This window comes from Microcoleus sp. Z1_B2 (assembly GCF_036700325.1).
GTDB lineage: Bacteria > Cyanobacteriota > Cyanobacteriia > Cyanobacteriales > Microcoleaceae > Microcoleus.
Map to the genome: position 1 here is coordinate 23,334 of NZ_JAUBOQ010000054.1, position 20,017 is coordinate 43,350.

The window sequence follows — 20,017 nt, forward strand, 5'->3', positions numbered from 1 at the left end:
AGCTTGTTACTCACAAGCTTTTGCTAAGATATGTTAACTAGGAGCTTTTTGTGCTATCAGGTTTTGTGAGGGTTGCTAGAGACCGGATTGAACTCGATACTAATTGCCACAACTTTACTCAAGTAAAGCTAAAACAAGCGGTTGGTTGAGTATTAAAGTCGATCGAGGCGCCCTAATTATTGCCCCCCGTTCCCGTTGGACTCCTACCAGTAAATAGGTTTTGAGGCTCACGCCGGGACACTCCTAGTTAATCAAATGTAGAGTTGAGGTAAATACCAAATTGTCTAAGCAAGATTTAATTGAAATGGAAGGGACAGTGACGGAATCCCTGCCCAATGCGATGTTTCGCGTTGACCTAGATAATGGGTTTAACGTGCTGGCTCACATTTCCGGCAAGATCCGCCGCAACTACATCAAAATTCTGCCTGGCGATCGCGTCAAAGTCGAATTGACTCCCTATGACTTGACCAAAGGCAGGATTACATATCGCCTTCGGAAAAAATAGGCTTAGATAAAACTTTCTAAAAACTAATTCTAAGTTTAATTTAGAGAGAATTTGGTAAAAAGCTTCAAATTTATGCTATAATGCTACGTTTGTAGTGTTGCCGAGAAGGGCGTCAACAACCTACCGGTGTATCGGGTTAAGTCATTGTTACACCGTAAAAACATCGCTCGCCACCACTCTGGCGCAGGCGAACTTTACCCAGCAATGGGAGTGGGTGCAAGCGGGCTCCTTCATGAAACAACCCGCACTTTATACAATTTAATCGAGGAGAGGTCTACACCTTGCCCAGCCTCTCCTCCCACCGCTCTACGGGCAGTCCCAGCGTGCCTGTTCTCCGCTAGAGCGGGGTTCTCCAGGCAGGAAGAAAGATGAAAGTTCGAGCATCTGTCAAAAAAATTTGTGAGAAATGTCGCGTCATCCGCCGTCGCGGTCGAGTGATGGTGATATGCACTAACCCGAAACACAAACAACGCCAAGGTTAGAAAAAAAGAAGATTGGGCACTGCACGCAGGTGCATCCTAATTGAACATTGTAGCCAAACAGGAAAACTAGGGAGAGAAAAAGTGTGGCACGGATTGCCGGGGTAGACCTTCCACGCGATAAGCGCGTCGAAATAGGTCTGACATACATTTACGGAATAGGCTTGTCGCGAGCCCAAAAAATTATCGCTGCAACAGGCGTAAATCCTGACACTCGCGTCAAGGATTTAACAGAGGCCGACGTGACAGCTCTGCGGGCTCATGTAGAAACAACATACCAAATCGAAGGAGACCTCCGGCGCTGGGAGTCAATGAACATCAAGCGCCTGATGGACATCGGAACTTATCGCGGTCGGCGTCACCGTTTGGGTCTGCCGGTGCGGGGACAACGAACCCGTACCAACGCCAGAACCCGTCGTGGCGTCCGCCGAACAGTTGCGGGCAAGAAAAAGGCACCTTCCAAGAAGTAACATCTTTTTGGGAAAAATACGCTGGGGGCTGCTGGCTCCTAGCGCTTCGGGACATTAGTTGAGAGAAACGTTAAAGAGACTAATATGGCGCGACCACAAACAGGCAAGAAATCTGGTGCAAAAAAGCAGAAACGGAATGTACCCAATGGGGTAGGCTACATCCAGTCTACCTTTAACAACACGATTGTAACTATTACCGACCTCAACGGCGAAGTGATATCCTGGGCATCTGCAGGTTCCAGCGGTTTTAAAGGAGCTAAAAAGGGAACTCCCTTTGCCGCTCAAACAGCAGCAGAAAGTGCTGCCCGCAGAGCCAACGACCAAGGAATGCGCCAAATAGAAGTAATGGTGAGCGGGCCTGGAGCAGGTAGAGAAACTGCAATCCGGGCGCTGCAAGGGGCGGGACTGGAAATCACCCTGATTAGAGATGTTACCCCAATTCCTCACAACGGCTGTCGCCCTCCCAAGCGGCGTAGAGTCTAAAACGATTTGAGATTTTAGATTTTAGATTTTGGATAATGGCTAACTGCTTAAAGTCAAAAACTAATGGTTCTAACTGTTGCCCCGTCCATCCAAAATCCGAAATCCGTTCAGGGGTATGCTCTGCAATCTAAAATCCAAAATCAAAAATCCAAAGTGGAAAAGGGAGGTCACTCCGTGGCGCAGTTTCAAATTGAATGTATAGAGTCTAACACTGACAAAGACCGCAGTCAGTACGGAAAATTTGTCCTGGAACCGCTCGATCGCGGTCAAGGAACAACTGTTGGGAATGCGCTTCGGCGAGTTCTGCTGTCAAACTTGGAAGGAACAGCAGTAACTTCAGTCCGAATCGCGGGCGTCAATCACGAGTTTGCCACGATCGAAGGGGTACGTGAGGATGTTCTAGAAATTCTCCTGAACATGAAAGAGGTCGTCCTCAAAACTCATTCTCAGCAGCCCCAAATCGGCAGGTTGCGGATTGAGGGGCCTGTCACAGTTACGGCAGATCGATTCGATTTGCCCTCTGAGGTGGAATTGATCGATCGTTCCCAGTACATTGCAACTCTCTCCCCAGGCTCAGTTCTGGAAATGGAATTCAGAATTGAAAAAGGCATCGGATACCGAGCAGTAGACCGCAGTCGCGATGATGGGTCGGCTTTGGATTTTCTCCAAATTGACGCCATCTTTATGCCGATTCGCAGAGTCAACTACAGCGTTGAAGATGCTAGGGTAGGCGGTACTGTCGAGAAAGACCGGCTGATTATGGAAATCTGGACTGATGGCAGCGTTACTCCTCAAGAAGCTTTGAGTCAATCTGCCAACATCCTGGTAGATTTATTTTCACCTCTCAAAGACATCACCCAAGATTCTCTCAAACCAGAGTATCCAGGTGAAGCCGATCCTACTAGCCAAATTCCGATCGAAGAATTGCAGTTGTCCGTCCGGGCTTACAACTGTCTCAAGCGGGCTCAGATCAACTCAGTCGCAGACTTATTGGATTATACCCAAGAAGACTTGCTCGAGATCAAGAACTTCGGGCAGAAGTCTGCTGAAGAAGTGATTGAAGCTTTACAAAAACGCTTGGGCATTACCTTGCCACAGGAAAAATCAGCTAAAAGTTAATCAACGGGTAACGGGTAAAAAAGTTCTGAATTTTAAGTAGGTGAGTTTTTAAGTTAAAGAAATCACCCCCCTAGATCGCGGACTATCCCGGCACCCAATTACCAATTACCAATTACCAACTGCCATGCGTCACCGCTGTCGCGTTCCCCAACTCAGCAAACCGGCTGACCAGCGCCGCGCCCTACTGCGCTCGCTGACCACCGAATTAATCCGCCACGGTAAAATCACTACCACTCTCGCCCGCGCCAAAGCGCTGCGCTCAGAGGCGGACAGGATGATTACCCTGGCCAAAGATGGCTCCTTAGCCTCTCGCCGCCAAGCTATGGGCTATATCTACGATAAACAGTTAGTACACGCCCTGTTTGAGGCTGCCCAAGAACGGTACGGCTCGCGCAACGGCGGCTACACCCGCGTAGTGCGAACTGTCCCCCGTCAAGGAGACAATTCCGAAATGGCGATCGTTGAACTGGTTTAATTCAATTTTGGGTTGGAGATTTGTGATTTATGACTGACAATCCAAAATCCCCAATCGAAAATCCCCAATCGATACAGCGCGTTGCTCTAGTAATCCAATACCTCGGCACTAACTTTCACGGTTGGCAGCGACAGCCGAACCAGCGTACAGTACAAGAAGAAATTGAAACAGCAATATCGACTGTTCTGGAACGCCCGGTAACGCTGCACGCTGCTGGGAGAACCGATGCGGGAGTTCACGCCGCTGCTCAAGTAGCGCATTTTGATGCCCACGGCCCAATTCCGGCTCACCGCTGGGCAAGCGTTCTCAACTCTCGACTGGCAAAAGATATTTTAATTCGAGCTTCGGCAAAGGTGGAACCTACCTGGCACGCTCGGTTCTCAGCCAGTTGGCGGCGCTATCGCTACACCCTTTATACAGACCCGACCCCTAATTTGTTTGTGCGTCCTTTTGCTTGGCACTGCTATCACGCCCCTGTGGATGAATCTTTGATTCAAACAGCTTTGACACCGCTCATCGGGCGGCATCACCTGGCTGCTTTCCACCGCGCGGGTTCTGCCCGCCCCCATTCCTGGGTGGACGTGCAAGCGGCCGAGTGTCAGCGTTCTGGGCCTCTTATCTATATAGAGGTTCAGGCGAGCGGGTTTCTGTACGGGATGATGCGGCTGCTGGTGGGGTTGCTGGTGCAGGTGGGTCGCGGGGAAAGGCCGATCGACAATTTCACCGATATCTGGGTCAACGAACGCCGAGAAATGGTAAAATATGCCGCTCCCGCTCAAGGTTTGTGCCTGCTGCGGGTTGGCTATTCAGAATTTCCCTTTCCCCCAGAGGTCTGGTACGACACTCAGCCAAAATTAGTCATTAGTCATTAGTCATTAGTCATTAGTCATTAGTCATTAGTCATTAGGTAACTACTAATAAAAAACTAAGGACAACTAACAATTAAAAACTGACAACTGACAACTGACAACTGACAACTAACAACAGTTAACAGTTAATAGACAACTAACAACAAACAATGAACAAAACTTACGTCCCTACTCAAGACTCCCTAGAGCACAAGTGGTACGTGGTCGATGCCGCCGACCAGCGACTGGGCCGTCTGGCAACTGAAGTTGCCATGTACCTCCGGGGGAAACACAAACCGACTTACACTCCTTCTATGGATACCGGCGACTTCGTAATTGTCATCAATGCCGACAAAATCGCTGTTACTGGCAAAAAACGCACCCAGAAAATCTACCGCCGCCATTCTGGAAGACCGGGCGGGATGAAAACAGAAACTTTTGCCAAATTGCAAGCACGTTTACCCGAAAGAATTGTCGAAGAAGCTATACGAGGAATGCTGCCTCACACTTCTCTGGGCAGACAACTGTTTACTAAACTCAAGGTGTACGCTGGCCCCAACCACCCGCACCAAGCTCAAAAACCAGAAGAATTAATTGTTCACACGATTCCGGGAGGAAATGAGTAATGCAAGCAACAGATACATCGGGTCGCGCTGTGTACTGGGGTACCGGCCGCCGCAAGTGTTCCGTAGCGCGGGTGCGCTTGGTTCCCGGCACTGGCATACTGACTGTCAATGGTAAAGAGGGGGATTTGTACCTGCAATTCAATCCTACTTATTTGGCTCTGGCTAAGGCTCCTCTGGAAACTTTGGGTCTGGAAAATGAGTACGACATTTTGGTAAAAGTCGAAGGCGGTGGCTTGACAGGTCAGGCTGACTCGATTCGCTTGGGTGTCGCTAGAGCACTTTGTCAATTAGACCCGGACAACCGCAAGCCTCTGAAGACAGAGGGCTATTTGACTCGCGACCCGCGGGCCAAAGAACGGAAAAAGTACGGTTTGCGGAAAGCTCGCAAAGCTCCTCAATACTCGAAGCGGTAATCGAGGTTCGGCAGCGGATTGTGTAACGGATGTAACGGATGTAATGGAAGTTCGGCAACGGATTTTTTAACGGATGTAACGGATGTAACGGAAGTTCGGATTGACGGAAGAAGGAAGAAGGAAGAAGGAAGAAAGAAAAGGCAAAAATTATCTATCCAGATTTTATCTGCCTTTTTTTGAAGTTTATTTCCGATTCCTGATTCCTGGTTCCAATAGATATAAGGCAAAATTCCTGCTGTTGTTGGTGTACAAGTCCTGCGGCAGCTAAAATGGTTGTAAAGTCAAAAATTAGAGAGTAAAAAACAATGGCAAAAGAAGGCATTCACCCTGAGTGGTATCCCGAATCTCAGGTTTATTGCAACGGCGAACTTGTGATGACTGTGGGATCAACTAGACCAAAGCTTCAAGTTGATGTCTGGTCGGGAAATCATCCTTTCTATACTGGCACTCAGAAGATTATTGATACTGAAGGTCGTGTGGAGCGCTTTATGCGGAAATACGGCATGACCGAGGTAGAAATGCCGAAGGCAGATGCTTCCTCTGGACCGCTGAAAATGGAAGATCCGAAAGCAGATGCTGCTAAGGCGGCTGGTAAAGGCAAAAAGAAGAAGTAGCCGGATTGTCATTTGTCCGCAGTTTGTTGAGAGTAGTTCTTTCTACTGGCAACTTACCGCCCTCGGATTTTAGATTTTAGATTGAAGACTTCGCTAGGCAGGCAGTTTAGTTCGATCGAGTTGAGTTCGATCGACATTCTATCCGAACTGCTCTTGATTTCTAAAATCTAAAATCTAAAATCTAAAATCTAAAATCGATCCGCCCTCGGATAGGAGAGTTTAGATTGAAGACTTCGCTATGCAGGCAGTTGAGTTCTATCGAGATTCTATCCCGACTGTTCTTCAAATCTAAAATCTAAAATCTAAAATCTAAAATCTAAAATCGATTGACAAAGGACAACTGACAATGGCTGAATCTTATTTGCTGGATAAATTGAAGTCGGTAGAGCAAACTTTTAATGAGTTGACTCGCCGCATGGCTGACCCGGATGTGGCTAGGGACAATCAAGAGTTTCAACGGGTAGCGAAAGCTCGATCGTCCTTGGAGGAAGTGGTCGATACTTTTGCTCTGTGGAAAACCACTCAGGAAGATTTGGTGGGCGCGCGACAGGTTCTCAAGGAAGCCGCGGGCGATCGAGATATGCAAGAAATGGCTGGGCTGGAAGTTCAGGAACTTGAGGCGAAGCTGGAGAATTTGGAAAGTCGTTTGAAGGTTTTGCTGCTCCCCCGCGACCCGAACGATGACAAGAATATTATGCTGGAAATTCGGGCGGGTACTGGCGGAGATGAGGCTAGTATTTGGGCGGGAGATTTGCTGCGGCTGTATTCGCGCTACGCTCAAACTCAAGGCTGGCAGGTGAAGTTGGTGAGCGAGTCGCTGGCGGAAATGGGCGGCTTTAAAGAGGTGATTCTGGAAGTTACAGGCGACAGCGTTTACAGCAAGCTGAAGTTTGAGGCTGGAGTACACCGGGTGCAGCGAGTGCCTGTGACTGAGGCTGGCGGCCGGGTGCATACTTCGACGGCGACGGTGGCTGTGATGCCGGAGGTTGATGATGTGGAGATTCACATCGATCCGAAGGATATTGAGATGAGCACGGCTCGATCGGGCGGCGCTGGCGGTCAAAACGTGAACAAGGTGGAAACTGCGGCGGATTTGTTTCACAAGCCGACGGGAATTCGGATTTTCTGTACTGAGGAGCGCAGTCAGTTGCAGAATAAGGAGCGGGCGATGCAGATTTTGCGGGCTAAGCTCTATGAGATGAAGTTGCGGGAGCAGCAGGATGAGGTGAAGTCGCGGCGTTTGGCTCAGGTTGGTACTGGTTCGCGATCGGAGAAGATTCGCACCTACAACTATAAGGACAATCGGGCTACTGACCACCGTTTGGGGGAAAATTTCTCGCTCAATAGTGTTTTGGAAGGGGATATTGAGGGGATTATTCAAACTTGCATTTCTCAGGATCAGCAGGAACGTTTGGCTGAGTTGGCTGCTTCTACTAATTGATGGAGTGATGGGGGCACATCTTGGGGTGTGCCTTTGTTCTCTGATGAGGTGGTAGATGTGGTTGAGTAGGGTGTCCCAAATTTGGTTGGCGATGCCTACGGCTGGCTACGCCAACGCGATCGGATAGTTGAAATGTTCGAGGTCGTATTGTACAACTTCTTCTAGTGGTTGTAAGGTTTGCTGGTTTCGGCGGGTTTTTATGGCTGCGATCGCCTCTTGTTGCCAACGCGCAAATAGTCTGTAGCTGAAGTTATATTAGATATATTCTCACTCAGATTCATTTGGCTGTTGACCTTATGAAGCACATTATGAAGCAAAAACTTCCCCGGATCAACGCGACTACGCTGATTAAGAGTTTGGGGCGATTTACCCTGCTCGCGACCTTTTCTTTTGGTCTGGGGACTTTGAGAAACTGGGAACATTATAACAACTATTGGCATGGCACAATCTTTCGTGTGCAAACAGTTGATTTCAATATGTTATCTCATACTCTGCCAGTAAAACTATCCTATACCTTATTACAAGGAAGCATAGGAGAATTGCAGCGAACTTTAGACAGCAACTATGGATTATTTGGGCTGATTGTTACTGATTGCAAAATATCTACCAAAGATTGCCTATCCGAGCAAATTCTTTATCAATCAAAATCTTCTCAGCAGTGGACAAAGGAAATTTCATTAGCAACTTTGTCAAATCATCCATACGACTTACTACAAAGTCCACCTCCGCTGCAAGTAGAGCGGCAATATGCTAAACCTGGTGATAGTAAACCCATCCCTACTGGTAAAGTTAACTCAGGAGAAATAATCGGTCGTGTGTACTATGTCCGGGGAGTACCGCCGACATTTATTGAAGATTATAATAATTGGATTAAAGAGCCATTTAAAGTAACAGGTTCCCGGACTCTTTACACATCGACAGTCGCTTTATTTTTGGTGAGCGGTTTGATCGCGTGGATAATTATTGAGGTGATTTTATATGCCAAACGGAATGAGCAGCACCATGCACAGCAACAACGGGAACAATTACAGCGGGAAATTCAACAGATTAAGCTGCAATTAGAAGAGAAAAACCAGCAAACTATCGAATTAATTGACCAGCGAGAGAGAGGTCTTGCTGAACTGCAATCTTATCGGCAAGAACAGGAGCAAAATAAGAGAGAACTGGAAAATCAAATTGCATCTTATGAAAGCGAACTGGCTCTTAAAGAACAGCAACAGCAAGAAACTGCTCAAACTTTAGAAGAATTGCAATTACTACGGCAAAAGTTGCAAGAAACGTCTCAACGAGAATCTGAAGCAAAGCAGCTGATTAAGCTGCAATTAGAAGAGAAAAACCAGCAAACTATCGAATTAGCTGACCAGCGAGAGAGAGTTGTTGCTGAACTGGAATCTTATCGGCAAGAACAGGAGCAAAATAAGAGAGAACTGGAAAATCAAATTGCATCTTATGAAAGCGAACTGGCTCTTAAAGAACAGCAACAGCAAGAAACTGCTCAAACTTTAGAAGAGGACTTGCAATTACTATGGCAAGAGTGGCAAGAAACGTCTCAGCGAGAATCTGAAGCAAAGCAGCGGAGTGAAGCGCTCAATCAGACAATAGCTGATTTGAAGCGTGATCGAGATTTAATACAACAGCAATCTCGTCAGCTAAAGCAACAGTTAGAAAAAATACCTAATATTAATGAACTGACCGCCGCACTAGAAGGAGCTAGGACAGAATTAGATCGGACTAAGGAACAGTCAAGAGATGGGGAAAATTATTATGTGGAAGAAATTGATCGGTTAGAAAAAGAAAAAGTCCAGTTAAACAGCGAATTATATTCATCTAAAAGCAAAACTCAGTTCTTAGAAGATCGAAAGAGGCAGTTAGAAAGGGATCTCAGTGCAGCCCAAGAGAACACTCAAACATTAGAAAATACTATTGAATATCTAAACGTTCAGCTTCAAAATCTGTCGCAAAATTCCCATTCAGATATACCTTGGTCTCAATTGCCAAGAATTTCAGGTAGACAAGCTATCGGGTCTTTACAGCGTTTGGGATTCAGGAGAGATAGGCAAAATGGCGGTCACGTTTTTCTCAAACGGGTTCGGGTTGTAGGGCAAATAGATAGTTGTACTGTGCCAATCCATGATGAATTAGATTCTGGGACACTAGCTGGAAATCTTCGCCAAGCAAATGTCACCCTAGAGGAGTTTAGAAATAATTTATGATCGTGTTGAATCGGAAAAATTTTTAATGGAGTTTAATAGGAAGTGAAATTTAGGGTACTCGAAACACTAATTGCTAGTTCTATTATTCTATCAATTTCATCCTTGTCATCTGCTCAAAGTAATCAACAAGATTCTACAATTCTACCCACAGGAACTTACTACTCTCAAGGAACCATGTTCAATAATTCCCGGAGAGAAATTGCACATAAAAACAATAGAATCTGTATTAAGATTGTCAAGGGCCCTGCAAATCCTTACAAGGGAGTGGAAGATATCACAATTAGCAGCGTGTCTTTTCAAAAGGGGAAATTCTATATTGATGCTACCGGAGAAGAGTTAATCTTAGGAAAAAATGAAAAAGTAATAAATAGTGGTCGTGGTGGTGTATGGGAGTATAGAGGCACCTCACCAGATCCCAGGAGTCAACCTATACAGGCTCAAAAAATGGCAGAGTGTGTAGCGGCTCAAGGACGATATGTACAGAAGATGCAAGGAATATCCATCTCAGGAATCGATTTTCCCAAGCATTAACCAAGATCGACATAGGTGGGGGTTAATGGGGGACTAGGCGCAAGCTAGGCTGAGCCTTTGTTCCCTGATGACTTGACGGATGTGGTTGAGGAGGGCTTCCCAAATTGCATCGGCGATCGCCACTGGATATTTGAAATGTTCGAGGTCGTATTGTACAATGACTTCTAGGGGTGCTAGGATTTGCTGGTTTCGACAACTGGCAATTGCTGCGATCGCCTCCTGCTGCCATCTGGCAAATAGTCTGTAGCTGAAAAAAGAACTGCATTTTTGTCCTTTCTTGTTGAGGTAAACGACTATTACTTGATGTTGTTTGGGGTAAACTTTGACTATGCGGTTGACAGGAATTCTCAGGGCTTCGGCTGCTTCCATTTTGGAGATTTGCCAGCGCTGGGGTTTTAGCCAACCGGAGGCTGTAAGGCTTTGGCGTGTGTGGTTTGTCTTGCGAGTCATTTTTACGGCCCCTGATTGGCTACAAATACAATTATGATTTCAAAAGTATTTACACTCTAACTGGTAAACTTTTTGCTGTCAAGCAAGAAAGACAGATTTTTTGGTAGATAAGTAAACTAGGAGTTGTGTTGATCTGGTGACTAATACTGTGGACACAGAAGCTAGGAAGAAACTGAGCGAAGTTGTGAAGCTAGCCCGTGGCGACCTGAGTTTTAGCGCTTTTGGTAGGCTATTGGGAGTCTCTGGGTCTGCTGTTCAGTATTGGGAAAAGGGCCAGGTACTCCCGGATACGAAAAATTTGACTCAGATTGCGGCAAGAGCGGGCTTTACGATGGAAGAGCTCATGGCTCATCTCGAAGGCAAACCAATGCCGGAACCTGTCAATACCAACGAGCTCCTTAAAAAAATTCAATGTATGCCACTGAGTGACTTAGCAGTGATTGTTCGAGCTGGTATGGAGCGACTGGCTGCTGCTGCTGTAGCTTCTGGGAAGTATGGTTGATGTTCTGTAAACTGGGAATTGTGGTTATCTGGTGGCTGATACCGTGGACGCAGAAGCTAAGAAAAAACTGAGTGAGGTTGTTAAATTAGCGCGGGGCTCGATGAGTCTGACTGCTTTTGGCAAGCTGTTGGGAGTTTCTGTGGCTTCTGTCTTGTATTGGGAAAAGGGGCAGGTACTTCCAGATACGAAAAATTTGACTCAGATTGCGACAAGAGCAGGGTTTACGATGGAAGAGCTCATGGCTCACCTCGAAGGCAAGCCGGTACAGGAACCCGTAGATACTAACGATCTGCTTAAGAAAATTCAATGTATACCCATTAGTGAGTTAGCAGTCATTGGTAGAGCCGTGATGGATAGGCTCGCGGCGGCGGCTGAGTCGTCTGGGAAATATAGTTGATGCATCACTTCGTAAGTAGACTGGTAGATACGATCGCATAGCTTTTAAGTCGTGAGCATCCAAAATAGACAAAAACTTAGTGAAATTATCAAAACGGCGCGCGGAGCAATGAGTCAGCGAGCATTTGGTAAGCTTTTGGGCGTTTCTGCTACCGCTGTTCAGCTTTGGGAAAGGGGCGATACTGTTCCTGATACTGAAAACTTGGGTAAGCTCGCAGCGAGAGCCGGCTATACTCTGGAAGAGTTTCTCAGCTTTTTGGATGGCAATCCAGTCTCGCAAGCCCCAGAAATTAACGATATTGTCAAAAAAATTCAGTTTTTGCCTCTGAGTCAGGTGGCGCTAATTGGCAAAGCTGTAGCGGATAGATTCGCTGCGTCGGCTGAGGCTGCTGGGGAATGAGTTAGGATCGATCGCGATCGCCGGTTTTGCAGAAGTAGATCCCCATCGCCCTTAAAAATTTCCACCACTCCTGCATATCACAAATCGAGTAATTTGTCAAGAGCAAATCTACTTTGTTACAAAGTTCGATCGCCCTTATGGACTGACGCACTCCGACAAAGAAACCGGGTTTTTCACCTAATCTGTTGGTGACAACGAGGTATTTTTGTAAAAAACCCGGTTTCTGGGCCCTATGCGATCGCCATTATGAAAAAAACACTCGCCCTATCCCTGAATCAAGATGTCTAAAAACTGTTGGACAACGCGATCGGGTGTGTAACTTTATACCGATGTTCAAGCTGCTAATTTTAATTTTTATGGTGCTGCCCGATCGCCGATCGATACAATGATAGATATCCTAAATCTGTGTTGACGATGAACGTTATTCTTGCCATACCAGAAGAGCTGCAAACCTATATTGAGGCTCAAATTCAGGCAGGGGCTTATGCCAGTGCGGTAGAGTATTTTCTAGATTTGGTGCAGCAAGATCGCCAGCGGAAACGGGCACAAGCCAAACTAGAAGGTTTACTGCAAGAGGGTTTAGACTCGGATGGAGAACCCGTTACGGCTGCGTACTGGCAGAATTTGCGGGCATCAGTTTTGGGTGGCGATTCACAACCAGTATGAGCGATCGATTAATTGTCAAAAATCGTGCCACGCAGGATCTCAGACAACAGGCAAACTATATTCTGCTCAATGGAAATGCTCGTGCTGCGGAGCGATTTCTGGAGTTAGCCGAAGCCACTTTTGCCCAATTAGCGACGATACCGGGAATGGGAAAAGTCGTGCGATTGGTCTCTTCTGGGATGGGGGAGATTCGTCAGTGGCGAATTAAGGATTTTCAAGATTATCTAATTTTTTACCGGCTTCAAGACGATCAGGTGGAGGTTCTCCGCGTTTTGCATGGTGCTAGGGATTTGGAAGATATTTTGTCTAATCTTGATGAAGAAGTTTAAGGCTCCTATAAGACGTGTTCGATCGCCGATCGATACAGAAATACGCCTTAACTAAATGCGATCGCCCTATCCCTGACTCAATATGTCTAAAAACTCTTGGACAATGCGATCGGGTTCTTCTGTGCATCTGTTAGCGTCGCAATAGTGGATGATGCTGATACCGTGAGATGCAAACAGGCGATCGCGCGTTTCATCTTTTTGTGTATCGGGATGCGATATTTCCAGAATACCCCATTTGCCTTGGTGGAATATGAGGAAATCTGGTGCTTGGTTTTGTCTACCTGCGGGTGTTGTAAGGCGGGCTTTAGAGTTGGGGAAGAATAGGGTGTTTGTGCGATCGAGCGCTTCGGCTATTTTTACTTGTTCTTGGCTGTGAAAGCGCAAATCATTCCAGTGATAAATCCGTTCTTCTATGCTCGACAAAATTCCCTGGTTATTTGCGTCTTCAGCCTTGATAATTTCATCTGATGCCGTCTTATCCTCAGTTACAATTGATTTGTTTAAATCAGTCTGATAAAAATCGGCTTCACTTAAGTTTGTGATCAATAATCTGGCTCCGCTTAAGTTAGCACCGCTGAGGTTAACTCCAATAACTTGAGTTCGATGTAAAGTCACTTGATTTCGTCGCAAGTATCGCTTAAAAACAGAGCGTAAATTATTTTTTTTTACTTTTTCATCAAAAGCTTCTGAGAGTTGTTTCCAGAGTTTAGCCGCCAGCGCTTTGATGTATTCATCATTATATTGAGAGAGTTGAGAAATTTCTTCATAGGAATGTCTTCCTTCCCAGCATTGTCTAAAGATGAGCTCTTGCACGTCGTTTAAGCCTTCGCCATCGAGGAGAGTTTCTGCGATCGCGATTGCTTCATCAACGGTCATGGCTTAAGTTTCCTTAAAGTATATATCTGGTGAAGTTTTGACAATAATACCATTTTTTTATGATGCTGCATAGAATCGAATACTCCCTAAAGAGGGCGGGCGGGCACGGGGGCACCGCCCCTACAAGGGGGGAGACAAGATTTTGATCAAAGTCCCCCTTCTTAAGGGGGATTTAGGGGGATCGAGATATGTGCAACGACCCATTAAATTAATATAAGAGGCTATATCTTAACAATTAAGGCTGATGTTCATTCAACCAATTGGTTAAATCTGAAGCTTCTGAAAAATCCAGCAGCGCCTCTCCTAAATCCTCTAATTCTTCTACGGATAAAGTCTGAATTTGCTCGCGGGTTTCAGGTGCGATCGCACCGATGCGTCGAGTCAACTGACGAGTGAGGAACGACAGCGCCTCATCTTTCCTTCCTTCAAGGAGGCCTAGTTGTCTTCCTTCAAGGAGGCCATCTTCGCGAATTTCTTGGTAAATCACAGAACCGCGCATAGTTTCCTTCCTAAATAGTTGTCTGATTAAGTTTTTTTCAAATCTCAAACCTGCGAGCACTTGGGTGCAAGCGAGTAAATCCGCTTGTTGGGTAGGTTCTTCGATTATAGCAATCCGAGTAGCTATTTGCTCTAACAAAGTTCGCGGGGAGTTGGTTTGAGATAGTGTCGCCAGTGGGAGCAAGCCGGGGACGGACAGCAGTAAAGCGGGGTCTTGTTCCCAGAGGCGAATAACTCTATATCCGTGTCGGGTGTTCGCGTCTGTGTACTCCGATACAAAAACTTGTTCTGAGGCTGTTTGCTGCAAAAAAATTACTACTTGATTGATGGAACAGGAGTATTGCCGTTTGAGCCTGACGTAGTAGTCTAGCATCCTGAAGGCGATCAGCGGGTCGGAGTAGGGTCTGGTTTCAAATTCCAGATGCAGGATTTGGTTATCCGTTTGCAGGAAAACGAGAGAATCGGCTCGGATGGGTTCTTGAATTAGTTCGGTTTTGAGTACCTGAACGCTGGTGGGCTCGTCAATTGGCAGCAGCCAGCTTACGAAGGCGGCGGGGAATTTTTCTGCTAGATATTTGCAGGTGTTGTCGTAGGCCAAGGAAGTTGGGTTGTGAGAGGGGTTATTTAGAAGAGTTTAACTCTAGGGGCATCTACCTGAGAGGAGATTTTAGGGCAATTTGGCGAAAGTCCTTACTTTTTGTCACTTTTTATCACTTTTTATCACTGACAAAGCTGAACTTGACTCCTTAAAATACTCAAATGCCAGCAGATGGCTCGCGTTTATGTTTACAAATTACCCTAATAGAGGAGTTGACAAAAGTGAGTTTACCATACAACCTTGTCGAGGCAATTCGGAATATTCTGGCTGCTTTGGCTTTGGCTCAAGGAATCTTATCGCCATCACAGGTTTCTGATATTCCTAACTCGACAATAATCGCTCAATTTGAAGAGCAAATCGGAATAGCAGACCAGGAAGAAAGAGAGAAAGTAGAAAGAGAATTAAAAAAAGTAAAATCAAATCAATCGACCATGCTAGAGATAGCCAAAGAAACAGGCTATGGTAGCGGTAATTATGGCGGATAAATCAATTTTGATTGATTTTTACAAGTAGACACAACCATCAGGGGATTTAGTTTAAGTTCCCCTGATTACCTAATTAAGGAAACTATCAATGTGGATTTTAATTTTAATTGTGTTGGCTGTAGTTGTGTACTTCGTGATGTCACAGGCATCAAGCAGCAATCAATCTAGCAAGGCATCAAGTAGGACTAAAGCCAATCAAGTTGATTATTCAAGTCTTCAAGTTGATTATTCAAATCTTGAAGTATCACTTGAGAGCAGCATCTCTACTAGCTATAGCTACACACGCCTTCGTGACCTACTAGCAGAAGGCAAATGGAGAGAAGCTGATGAAGAAACAGGTAAGGTGATGCTGAGCGTAGGAAGTCTAGCAGTAGAGAGAACAATCCAAGCGGGAGAGTGGGGGTGTCGTCTAGTGCCGGATTATAGCCGTCTGGTTGGCGGAATGGCAGACTACTTCCCTTGTGCCGATCTTTATATTATTGATCGACTTTGGCTTAAATATAGCAATGGTCGCTTTGGGTTTAGTGTACAAAAACGAATTGTATCAGAACAAGGAGAGGATGTACTATCCATGATTTCTGGTAAGAAACGTGGAAGAAAAAGATATTTTCTTGACGAGATAAATGAGGAAATTGAATTAAGAAAAGTCTGCTATAGTCGCATAGGATGGTACGATCCTGACAACGTGGGTCAATATACAAAAAAATATAACGATCTTACTTTTGCAATCCAGGCTCCCTATGGACATCTTCCCACAGGTAATTACTGGCGGGAAGGACGTGGTGGGTCATGGAAAAATGAACCGGTGAACGACAGTGCCCTACTAGACATCTTGAATAGGCTTTCAAGTTGCGGTATTGCTCTGTAGTCAAAATCCCAGTCACATAAACTTGTTTACACACTTGTATAGAACATGGGATTCAGTGACGATCGCCCTTTCACTCCTAAAAGCGATCGCACCTCATCACCCTCACCTTTCTACAACCTTCTCCGATCGCCTGCTTTAAAGGTTTTTGAAGTCCGTGAAGCGAAGCTATCCCGTAGGGAATCGCCCTCCAATTCAAATCCCTTCCACTCCATCATACTTTCAAACATTCTCGCTGCTGCTCACTACAAGGAACTCCATAAGCAGTATGAGGTCTAACATCAGGCGGTTGAAGCCCCAAAACTATTGATTTGGCCGGAATTCCCGCTGCAACTAACTCCTCAGCAATCAGGCGATCGGTATTCTTTGCTTGAATCCACACCTGACCGTCAATAATATCAATATGAATCACGCAATGGTGAATGCGCTGCTAATTAAACCAACCTATATTTATTAACATATAACGGTCATTTTCCAAATCAAAAAATATTTCATTTTGTATCCCAATGTCAAAAACGGGAATCTCAGCGTATTCAGTAAGGAGCTGCTTAACAAGTTTGCGATAATTATTTAAGCTATCCATTATACTATTTCCTCTGTTTTAGGATTGAAAACAACAGCGCTAGCGAAATGTTAGTAATTATTCCGCAAGTTGTCAACGAATCGGATATACTGAGATACGACCCTAACGATTCAGGAGTCACCCTATTATGCTAAAGACACTTTGGGCGATCGTTCGCCAAGGCAAAATTGAATTGTTGGAACAAACAGAAATTCCTGAAGGTGCAAGGATTCTGGTAACATTCCTACCTGATGATGAGTCTGAATTCTGGCTTCAGACAAGCCGAGTATCGCTAGATGCAATTTGGGATAATACCGAGGATGATATTTATGCCCAGCTACTCCAAAAATGACATTATTCTAGTACGATACCCTTTCTCCGACTTATCCAGCTCTAAAGTAAGACCTGCCGTTGTAGTTAGCGCACCGCACACCTCTGAAGATATCCTGATAGTTCCATTAACTAGCAAAACGACATCTCTGCTATCCGGCGAGTTCATTCTCGCTGATTGGTCTGTAGCTGGACTGAATGTTGAGACGGCGGTGAAACGAGGTGTATATACGGTTCATCAAAAGGGTGCATCTCACTTTGGCACATACATCAAATTGAAAGTTGACCGTTGAGATAAGCACAGCGAAGAGCAAGCATAGAGGAAACGTTCTCAATATTCCATTGCGCTCCCGATATTTTCACCCTTAATCCAATGCGTTTTATTGTTGATTCAACTGTTCCCGAACCAATCGAACTTATGGATTCTTCTTTGTAGTATTGGTAATTCACTATTCGGCAGCGATGGGTCTCTAAATAATTGCAAAACGTTTTAAATGCTTGACCTTTAAAGTCTTTAAATAAATTTATAACTTCATCAAGTTTGCCTTGCCACAACATATTTTCTGCTAATTTTAATCGTTTTATTGAACCCCCTACCTTGTAGAGATTTTCTTTCAGATGATACCAATCTAAGATTTCTTGTCTTTGTTCATTGTCTCCAATTTCTTTAAATATGTTCCAAATTCCGGCATGGCCATCTCCGAGGCAATACATAGGATGTAGTAATTTTTGGCTATTAGTCCAATCAATTAAATCTTGATTATTTTGAAAAAACGCTCCCGCATAAATATTATCTAAACACACGGCTTTATAGTCTTTCCAGTAACAGCTCTCGCCCTTGGTTGCGTTGCGTAGTCTGACTTTACCGCCATCCAATGTAATTTCTTTGACTCCTTGTTGAGATGTAGGCAATTCAAATTCTTGTCTTTTGACTAATCTTTGTAATGTACTGTGAGAAATTTTGATCCCAGTAAATTTTTCCAAATCTTTTTTTGCCATTTGATAAGATTCGTTAGCACTGATTAAAAGACAGCAATTTTCCATGACTGGACTAAATTGACTGTAAGCTTTTAAGCCAAAATATTTTGCCTGATTATCTGTAATGTCGAGCGAGCTGATTATTGATTTTATTTTTCGGGGTTTTCCTGTTTGAATTCCTGATACTGCTGAAAAAAAAAGCTACCTATTTCTGGACCAACCTCTGATAACATTTTCTGACGGACTGCTTTTTCTATACTTTCAAAAGTTTTTAACTCAGTTGGCTCTGTATTTCTGTAAAGAATTTTTGCTACCGCTTTTAATTGGGCTTTTAGCTGTTGTTGGTCTGAGGGTGTCATTTTATTTACCTCATCTTTATTTGACGATTTTACTAGCTTTTTCATTTTAACTCTTTTTTGACACATTCGCAAAAGTGAGATGCACCCGGATGAATTCAAGAACGAGTACGATGTAAAAATTGAGGAATATGACAAAAGAACACTGTTTGGAAATTAAATTATCTTGGGGAGATTGGGAAAGCAGAAATTACTTGAAAGCTTTGTCTTTACCAACTCTACCTTGGGCAGCTCCTTTTCTACCGCTGCTAGGATTGCCAAATGCTCTTTTAGAGCAACCGTCCATCTGGGAGTCCATTTATACCCAGGCTTTTATTGAGCATCAGACTCGCTATCGCCTGAGAGATTGGACAGGAAGTCCAGACGGGGAGCGAGCCGAACTGATACGGCAGGTAGTCACGAAGGCGTTGTCGCTGCTAGCACAGCAGATGGGACGGAATGTGGCAATTGATTTAGAGAAATGGGTCAGGTTTCACGAATGCTGTCCTGAAGCCGACAGAGCGATGAGAGAGTGGGAAAAAACTCTTAGGGGTGCCTATCTTTCGCCAAATTCCCGTCGATATCATCGAAAAGTTCCCCCACCCGCCGTCTTAGTACCAATATTGCCTCTTATTGCTTCCCTGGTAAATCTCGATCGCAGAAAGGAGATCGACCAGCATTTGATGCGCGTCGCCCCGCCCCCGGACTACGAGCAGATCCCCTACGAATATATGGAACATTGTTTTGAAGCAACGATGCTATCTGGGGTCATCGATCAAGCGCTGACGCTAAAAGCTTTGCAAACAATTGCCTCTAGACTCAATGACACAGAACGTTCAGAAGTGGTAACGTGGGCGCAGGCTCAAGCTCGGATTCTGTATAGAGGTGGTAACCCAGAAAATCTGTGTGGAGATAAGTATTTGCAAGTTGAACTACCCTGTTTTGATGTCCCATCATTACTTGCTGTACTTTAGACTAAATAAAGATGAGAACGGTGGCTTTGAGAAGAACTAAAGCCACCGCGCCGGGAGAGAATAAGGGTGAAAAAGAAAACCTATCCACTCCCTAAATGAACAGTGAACGATTAAAGGAATTCCGTCAAGCAGCATACGAGTTATTAGTAAAAGCTCTCCTATGCGACATTCGAGCTGATGGATGCAGTGATGACGACCCGGAATGCAGCCTGTTTGGCGGAATTTTCGCTCAATCCATTATTCCATCGTCAATGCAAGAGCGTCTACGAGGCATTGCAAGACTGTAGACCAGACCGGAAAAAACTGATGCTGCTGTATCTGGAGCAATTACAGAAGGAAGCATCCTCAACGGAACACGTTTTAGTGGCAATCGATCATACTGCATGGGGCAGACAGTCATGCCAAAACATTACAAGACAGAACCCATGAATATCACAAAGGCGTAATTATTGGACAGGGGTACAGTACAATTGCGTGGAGTGCGACTCGTTTAATCCAAATGGATAAAGAATATCCAAGGACGATTAGCCTAACCCTCTGGTTAGTGTAACTGATT

The 20,017-nt window shown here is 45.0% G+C and carries 25 protein-coding genes and 2 pseudogenes; 22 read left to right on the plus strand and 5 right to left on the minus strand.

All coding sequences use genetic code 11. From position 1 onward, the window contains the following. Positions 1-280: 280 nt before the first annotated feature. The 13 genes from infA (at position 281) to QT984_RS25020 (ending at position 10,217) form a co-directional block, all read left to right on the plus strand. The gene (gene infA, locus QT984_RS24960; protein WP_006276978.1) at positions 281-505 is read left to right on the plus strand and encodes a translation initiation factor IF-1; all 225 of its coding nucleotides are present in this window, start codon (positions 281-283) and stop codon (positions 503-505) included. Positions 506-873: 368 nt separating this feature from the next. Further along, the gene (gene rpmJ / locus QT984_RS24965) at positions 874-987 is read left to right on the plus strand and encodes a 50S ribosomal protein L36 (RefSeq protein WP_015178722.1); all 114 of its coding nucleotides are present in this window, start codon (positions 874-876) and stop codon (positions 985-987) included. Positions 988-1,070: 83 nt separating this feature from the next. Then, on the plus strand, positions 1,071-1,454 hold the full coding sequence (gene rpsM, locus QT984_RS24970) for a 30S ribosomal protein S13 (RefSeq protein ID WP_006634981.1): 384 nt from the start codon (positions 1,071-1,073) through the stop codon (positions 1,452-1,454). Positions 1,455-1,538: 84 nt separating this feature from the next. After that, entirely contained in the window at positions 1,539-1,937 is a 399-nt protein-coding gene (gene rpsK / locus QT984_RS24975; protein WP_332978136.1) for a 30S ribosomal protein S11, read from the plus strand. A 174-nt stretch (positions 1,938-2,111) separates the two neighbouring features. Continuing rightward, positions 2,112-3,056 (plus strand): DNA-directed RNA polymerase subunit alpha, encoded by a 945-nt coding sequence (locus QT984_RS24980; protein ID WP_333057810.1) that lies wholly within the window; start codon positions 2,112-2,114, stop codon positions 3,054-3,056. Positions 3,057-3,180: 124 nt separating this feature from the next. Continuing rightward, positions 3,181-3,531, plus strand: coding sequence for a 50S ribosomal protein L17 (gene rplQ / locus QT984_RS24985; protein ID WP_006634978.1), 351 nt, complete (start codon positions 3,181-3,183; stop codon positions 3,529-3,531). A 29-nt stretch (positions 3,532-3,560) separates the two neighbouring features. Further along, positions 3,561-4,403, plus strand: coding sequence for a tRNA pseudouridine(38-40) synthase TruA (truA, locus tag QT984_RS24990; RefSeq protein ID WP_333057795.1), 843 nt, complete (start codon positions 3,561-3,563; stop codon positions 4,401-4,403). A 146-nt stretch (positions 4,404-4,549) separates the two neighbouring features. Beyond that, a complete protein-coding gene (rplM, locus tag QT984_RS24995; protein ID WP_015178725.1) occupies positions 4,550-5,005 on the plus strand; it encodes a 50S ribosomal protein L13 in 456 nt (151 codons plus the stop codon). Then, positions 5,005-5,418 carry a 30S ribosomal protein S9 gene (rpsI, locus tag QT984_RS25000; protein WP_194067224.1) on the plus strand — a complete coding sequence of 138 codons (414 nt, stop codon included), beginning with the start codon at positions 5,005-5,007 and terminating at the stop codon, positions 5,416-5,418. Before rplM ends, rpsI begins: the two co-directional genes overlap by 1 nt. A 305-nt stretch (positions 5,419-5,723) precedes the next feature. Further along, the gene (gene rpmE / locus QT984_RS25005) at positions 5,724-6,032 is read left to right on the plus strand and encodes a 50S ribosomal protein L31 (RefSeq protein WP_333057796.1); all 309 of its coding nucleotides are present in this window, start codon (positions 5,724-5,726) and stop codon (positions 6,030-6,032) included. Positions 6,033-6,378: 346 nt separating this feature from the next. Then, positions 6,379-7,473, plus strand: a complete 1,095-nt coding sequence (gene prfA, locus QT984_RS25010; protein ID WP_333057797.1) for a peptide chain release factor 1 — start codon at positions 6,379-6,381, stop codon at positions 7,471-7,473. Positions 7,474-7,949: 476 nt separating this feature from the next. After that, positions 7,950-9,686: a type II toxin-antitoxin system HicA family toxin gene (locus QT984_RS25015; protein ID WP_333375178.1), complete on the plus strand. Its 1,737-nt coding sequence runs from the start codon at positions 7,950-7,952 to the stop codon at positions 9,684-9,686. Positions 9,687-9,860: 174 nt separating this feature from the next. Continuing rightward, on the plus strand, positions 9,861-10,217 hold the full coding sequence (locus tag QT984_RS25020; protein WP_333375180.1) for a hypothetical protein: 357 nt from the start codon (positions 9,861-9,863) through the stop codon (positions 10,215-10,217). A gap of 33 nt (positions 10,218-10,250) precedes the next feature. Here QT984_RS25020 and QT984_RS25025 read toward each other — a convergent pair whose 3' ends face one another. Beyond that, positions 10,251-10,667: a hypothetical protein gene (locus QT984_RS25025; RefSeq protein ID WP_333340475.1), complete on the minus strand. Its 417-nt coding sequence runs from the start codon at positions 10,665-10,667 to the stop codon at positions 10,251-10,253. A 136-nt stretch (positions 10,668-10,803) separates the two neighbouring features. Here QT984_RS25025 and QT984_RS25030 point away from each other — a divergent pair, with 136 nt between their 5' ends. From QT984_RS25030 to QT984_RS25050, 5 genes are all read left to right on the plus strand, one after another. After that, the gene (locus QT984_RS25030; RefSeq protein WP_333057801.1) at positions 10,804-11,169 is read left to right on the plus strand and encodes a helix-turn-helix transcriptional regulator; all 366 of its coding nucleotides are present in this window, start codon (positions 10,804-10,806) and stop codon (positions 11,167-11,169) included. A gap of 31 nt (positions 11,170-11,200) precedes the next feature. Beyond that, the gene (locus QT984_RS25035) at positions 11,201-11,566 is read left to right on the plus strand and encodes a helix-turn-helix domain-containing protein (protein WP_333057802.1); all 366 of its coding nucleotides are present in this window, start codon (positions 11,201-11,203) and stop codon (positions 11,564-11,566) included. Between the two features lie 108 nt (positions 11,567-11,674). Continuing rightward, positions 11,675-11,965 (plus strand): helix-turn-helix transcriptional regulator, encoded by a 291-nt coding sequence (locus QT984_RS25040; protein ID WP_333057803.1) that lies wholly within the window; start codon positions 11,675-11,677, stop codon positions 11,963-11,965. Positions 11,966-12,379: 414 nt separating this feature from the next. Beyond that, entirely contained in the window at positions 12,380-12,631 is a 252-nt protein-coding gene (locus QT984_RS25045; protein WP_333057804.1) for a hypothetical protein, read from the plus strand. Beyond that, complete coding sequence (locus QT984_RS25050) at positions 12,628-12,960, plus strand: type II toxin-antitoxin system RelE/ParE family toxin (protein WP_333057805.1); 333 nt, start codon at positions 12,628-12,630, stop codon at positions 12,958-12,960. Before QT984_RS25045 ends, QT984_RS25050 begins: the two co-directional genes overlap by 4 nt. Before the next feature lie 66 nt (positions 12,961-13,026). On the opposite strand, the gene QT984_RS25055 is transcribed toward QT984_RS25050, so the two are convergent. Next, positions 13,027-13,836: a pentapeptide repeat-containing protein gene (locus QT984_RS25055; protein ID WP_333262996.1), complete on the minus strand. Its 810-nt coding sequence runs from the start codon at positions 13,834-13,836 to the stop codon at positions 13,027-13,029. Between the two features lie 235 nt (positions 13,837-14,071). Next, the gene (locus QT984_RS25060) at positions 14,072-14,932 is read right to left on the minus strand and encodes an Rpn family recombination-promoting nuclease/putative transposase (RefSeq protein ID WP_333233599.1); all 861 of its coding nucleotides are present in this window, start codon (positions 14,930-14,932) and stop codon (positions 14,072-14,074) included. Positions 14,933-15,093: 161 nt separating this feature from the next. Between QT984_RS25060 and QT984_RS25065 the strand changes: the two genes are divergently transcribed. After that, the gene (locus tag QT984_RS25065; RefSeq protein ID WP_333263002.1) at positions 15,094-15,417 is read left to right on the plus strand and encodes a hypothetical protein; all 324 of its coding nucleotides are present in this window, start codon (positions 15,094-15,096) and stop codon (positions 15,415-15,417) included. 451 nt (positions 15,418-15,868) lie between these two features. After that, positions 15,869-16,285 (plus strand): annotated as a pseudogene (locus QT984_RS29880) (GUN4 domain-containing protein); the annotation flags it as partial. 211 nt (positions 16,286-16,496) lie between these two features. On the opposite strand, the pseudogene QT984_RS25075 reads toward QT984_RS29880, so the two are convergent. Beyond that, positions 16,497-16,865, minus strand: a pseudogene (locus tag QT984_RS25075) (XisI protein). Positions 16,866-16,992: 127 nt separating this feature from the next. Here QT984_RS25075 and QT984_RS25080 point away from each other — a divergent pair. Next, positions 16,993-17,196 (plus strand): hypothetical protein, encoded by a 204-nt coding sequence (locus tag QT984_RS25080; RefSeq protein ID WP_333058654.1) that lies wholly within the window; start codon positions 16,993-16,995, stop codon positions 17,194-17,196. 248 nt (positions 17,197-17,444) lie between these two features. Here the strand turns inward: QT984_RS25080 and QT984_RS25085 are convergent. Beyond that, positions 17,445-18,511, minus strand: a protein-coding gene (locus tag QT984_RS25085; protein ID WP_333233601.1) for an ISKra4 family transposase whose coding sequence is annotated in 2 segments (ribosomal slippage) — positions 17,445-18,343 and positions 18,343-18,511 — 1,068 coding nt in all. Because the reading frame shifts where the segments join, the coding sequence is not laid out codon by codon here. A gap of 128 nt (positions 18,512-18,639) precedes the next feature. On the opposite strand from QT984_RS25085, the gene QT984_RS25090 reads away from it, so the two are divergent. Beyond that, a complete protein-coding gene (locus tag QT984_RS25090) occupies positions 18,640-19,461 on the plus strand; it encodes a hypothetical protein (protein ID WP_333233600.1) in 822 nt (273 codons plus the stop codon). The last annotated feature ends 556 nt before the right edge of the window (positions 19,462-20,017 follow it).

Bases quoted from the DNA above. Each gene is read 5' to 3' on its own strand.
- QT984_RS25055 (WP_333262996.1), bottom strand. From the start codon at position 13,836: ATGACCGTTGATGAAGCAATCGCGATCGCAGAAACTCTCCTCGATGGC.
- QT984_RS25080 (WP_333058654.1), top strand. From the start codon at position 16,993: ATGCTAAAGACACTTTGGGCGATCGTTCGCCAAGGCAAAATTGAATTG.
- rpsK (WP_332978136.1), top strand. From the start codon at position 1,539: ATGGCGCGACCACAAACAGGCAAGAAATCTGGTGCAAAAAAGCAGAAA.
- QT984_RS25015 (WP_333375178.1), top strand. From the start codon at position 7,950: ATGTTATCTCATACTCTGCCAGTAAAACTATCCTATACCTTATTACAA.
- QT984_RS25090 (WP_333233600.1), top strand. From the start codon at position 18,640: ATGACAAAAGAACACTGTTTGGAAATTAAATTATCTTGGGGAGATTGG.
- rpsI (WP_194067224.1), top strand. From the start codon at position 5,005: ATGCAAGCAACAGATACATCGGGTCGCGCTGTGTACTGGGGTACCGGC.
- QT984_RS25050 (WP_333057805.1), top strand. From the start codon at position 12,628: ATGAGCGATCGATTAATTGTCAAAAATCGTGCCACGCAGGATCTCAGA.
- prfA (WP_333057797.1), top strand. From the start codon at position 6,379: ATGGCTGAATCTTATTTGCTGGATAAATTGAAGTCGGTAGAGCAAACT.
- QT984_RS25025 (WP_333340475.1), bottom strand. From the start codon at position 10,667: ATGACTCGCAAGACAAACCACACACGCCAAAGCCTTACAGCCTCCGGT.
- QT984_RS25045 (WP_333057804.1), top strand. From the start codon at position 12,380: ATGAACGTTATTCTTGCCATACCAGAAGAGCTGCAAACCTATATTGAG.
- truA (WP_333057795.1), top strand. From the start codon at position 3,561: ATGACTGACAATCCAAAATCCCCAATCGAAAATCCCCAATCGATACAG.
- QT984_RS25065 (WP_333263002.1), top strand. From the start codon at position 15,094: ATGCCAGCAGATGGCTCGCGTTTATGTTTACAAATTACCCTAATAGAG.
- QT984_RS25040 (WP_333057803.1), top strand. From the start codon at position 11,675: ATGAGTCAGCGAGCATTTGGTAAGCTTTTGGGCGTTTCTGCTACCGCT.
- rpmJ (WP_015178722.1), top strand. From the start codon at position 874: ATGAAAGTTCGAGCATCTGTCAAAAAAATTTGTGAGAAATGTCGCGTC.
- rpmE (WP_333057796.1), top strand. From the start codon at position 5,724: ATGGCAAAAGAAGGCATTCACCCTGAGTGGTATCCCGAATCTCAGGTT.
- QT984_RS25020 (WP_333375180.1), top strand. From the start codon at position 9,861: ATGTTCAATAATTCCCGGAGAGAAATTGCACATAAAAACAATAGAATC.
- rplM (WP_015178725.1), top strand. From the start codon at position 4,550: ATGAACAAAACTTACGTCCCTACTCAAGACTCCCTAGAGCACAAGTGG.
- rplQ (WP_006634978.1), top strand. From the start codon at position 3,181: ATGCGTCACCGCTGTCGCGTTCCCCAACTCAGCAAACCGGCTGACCAG.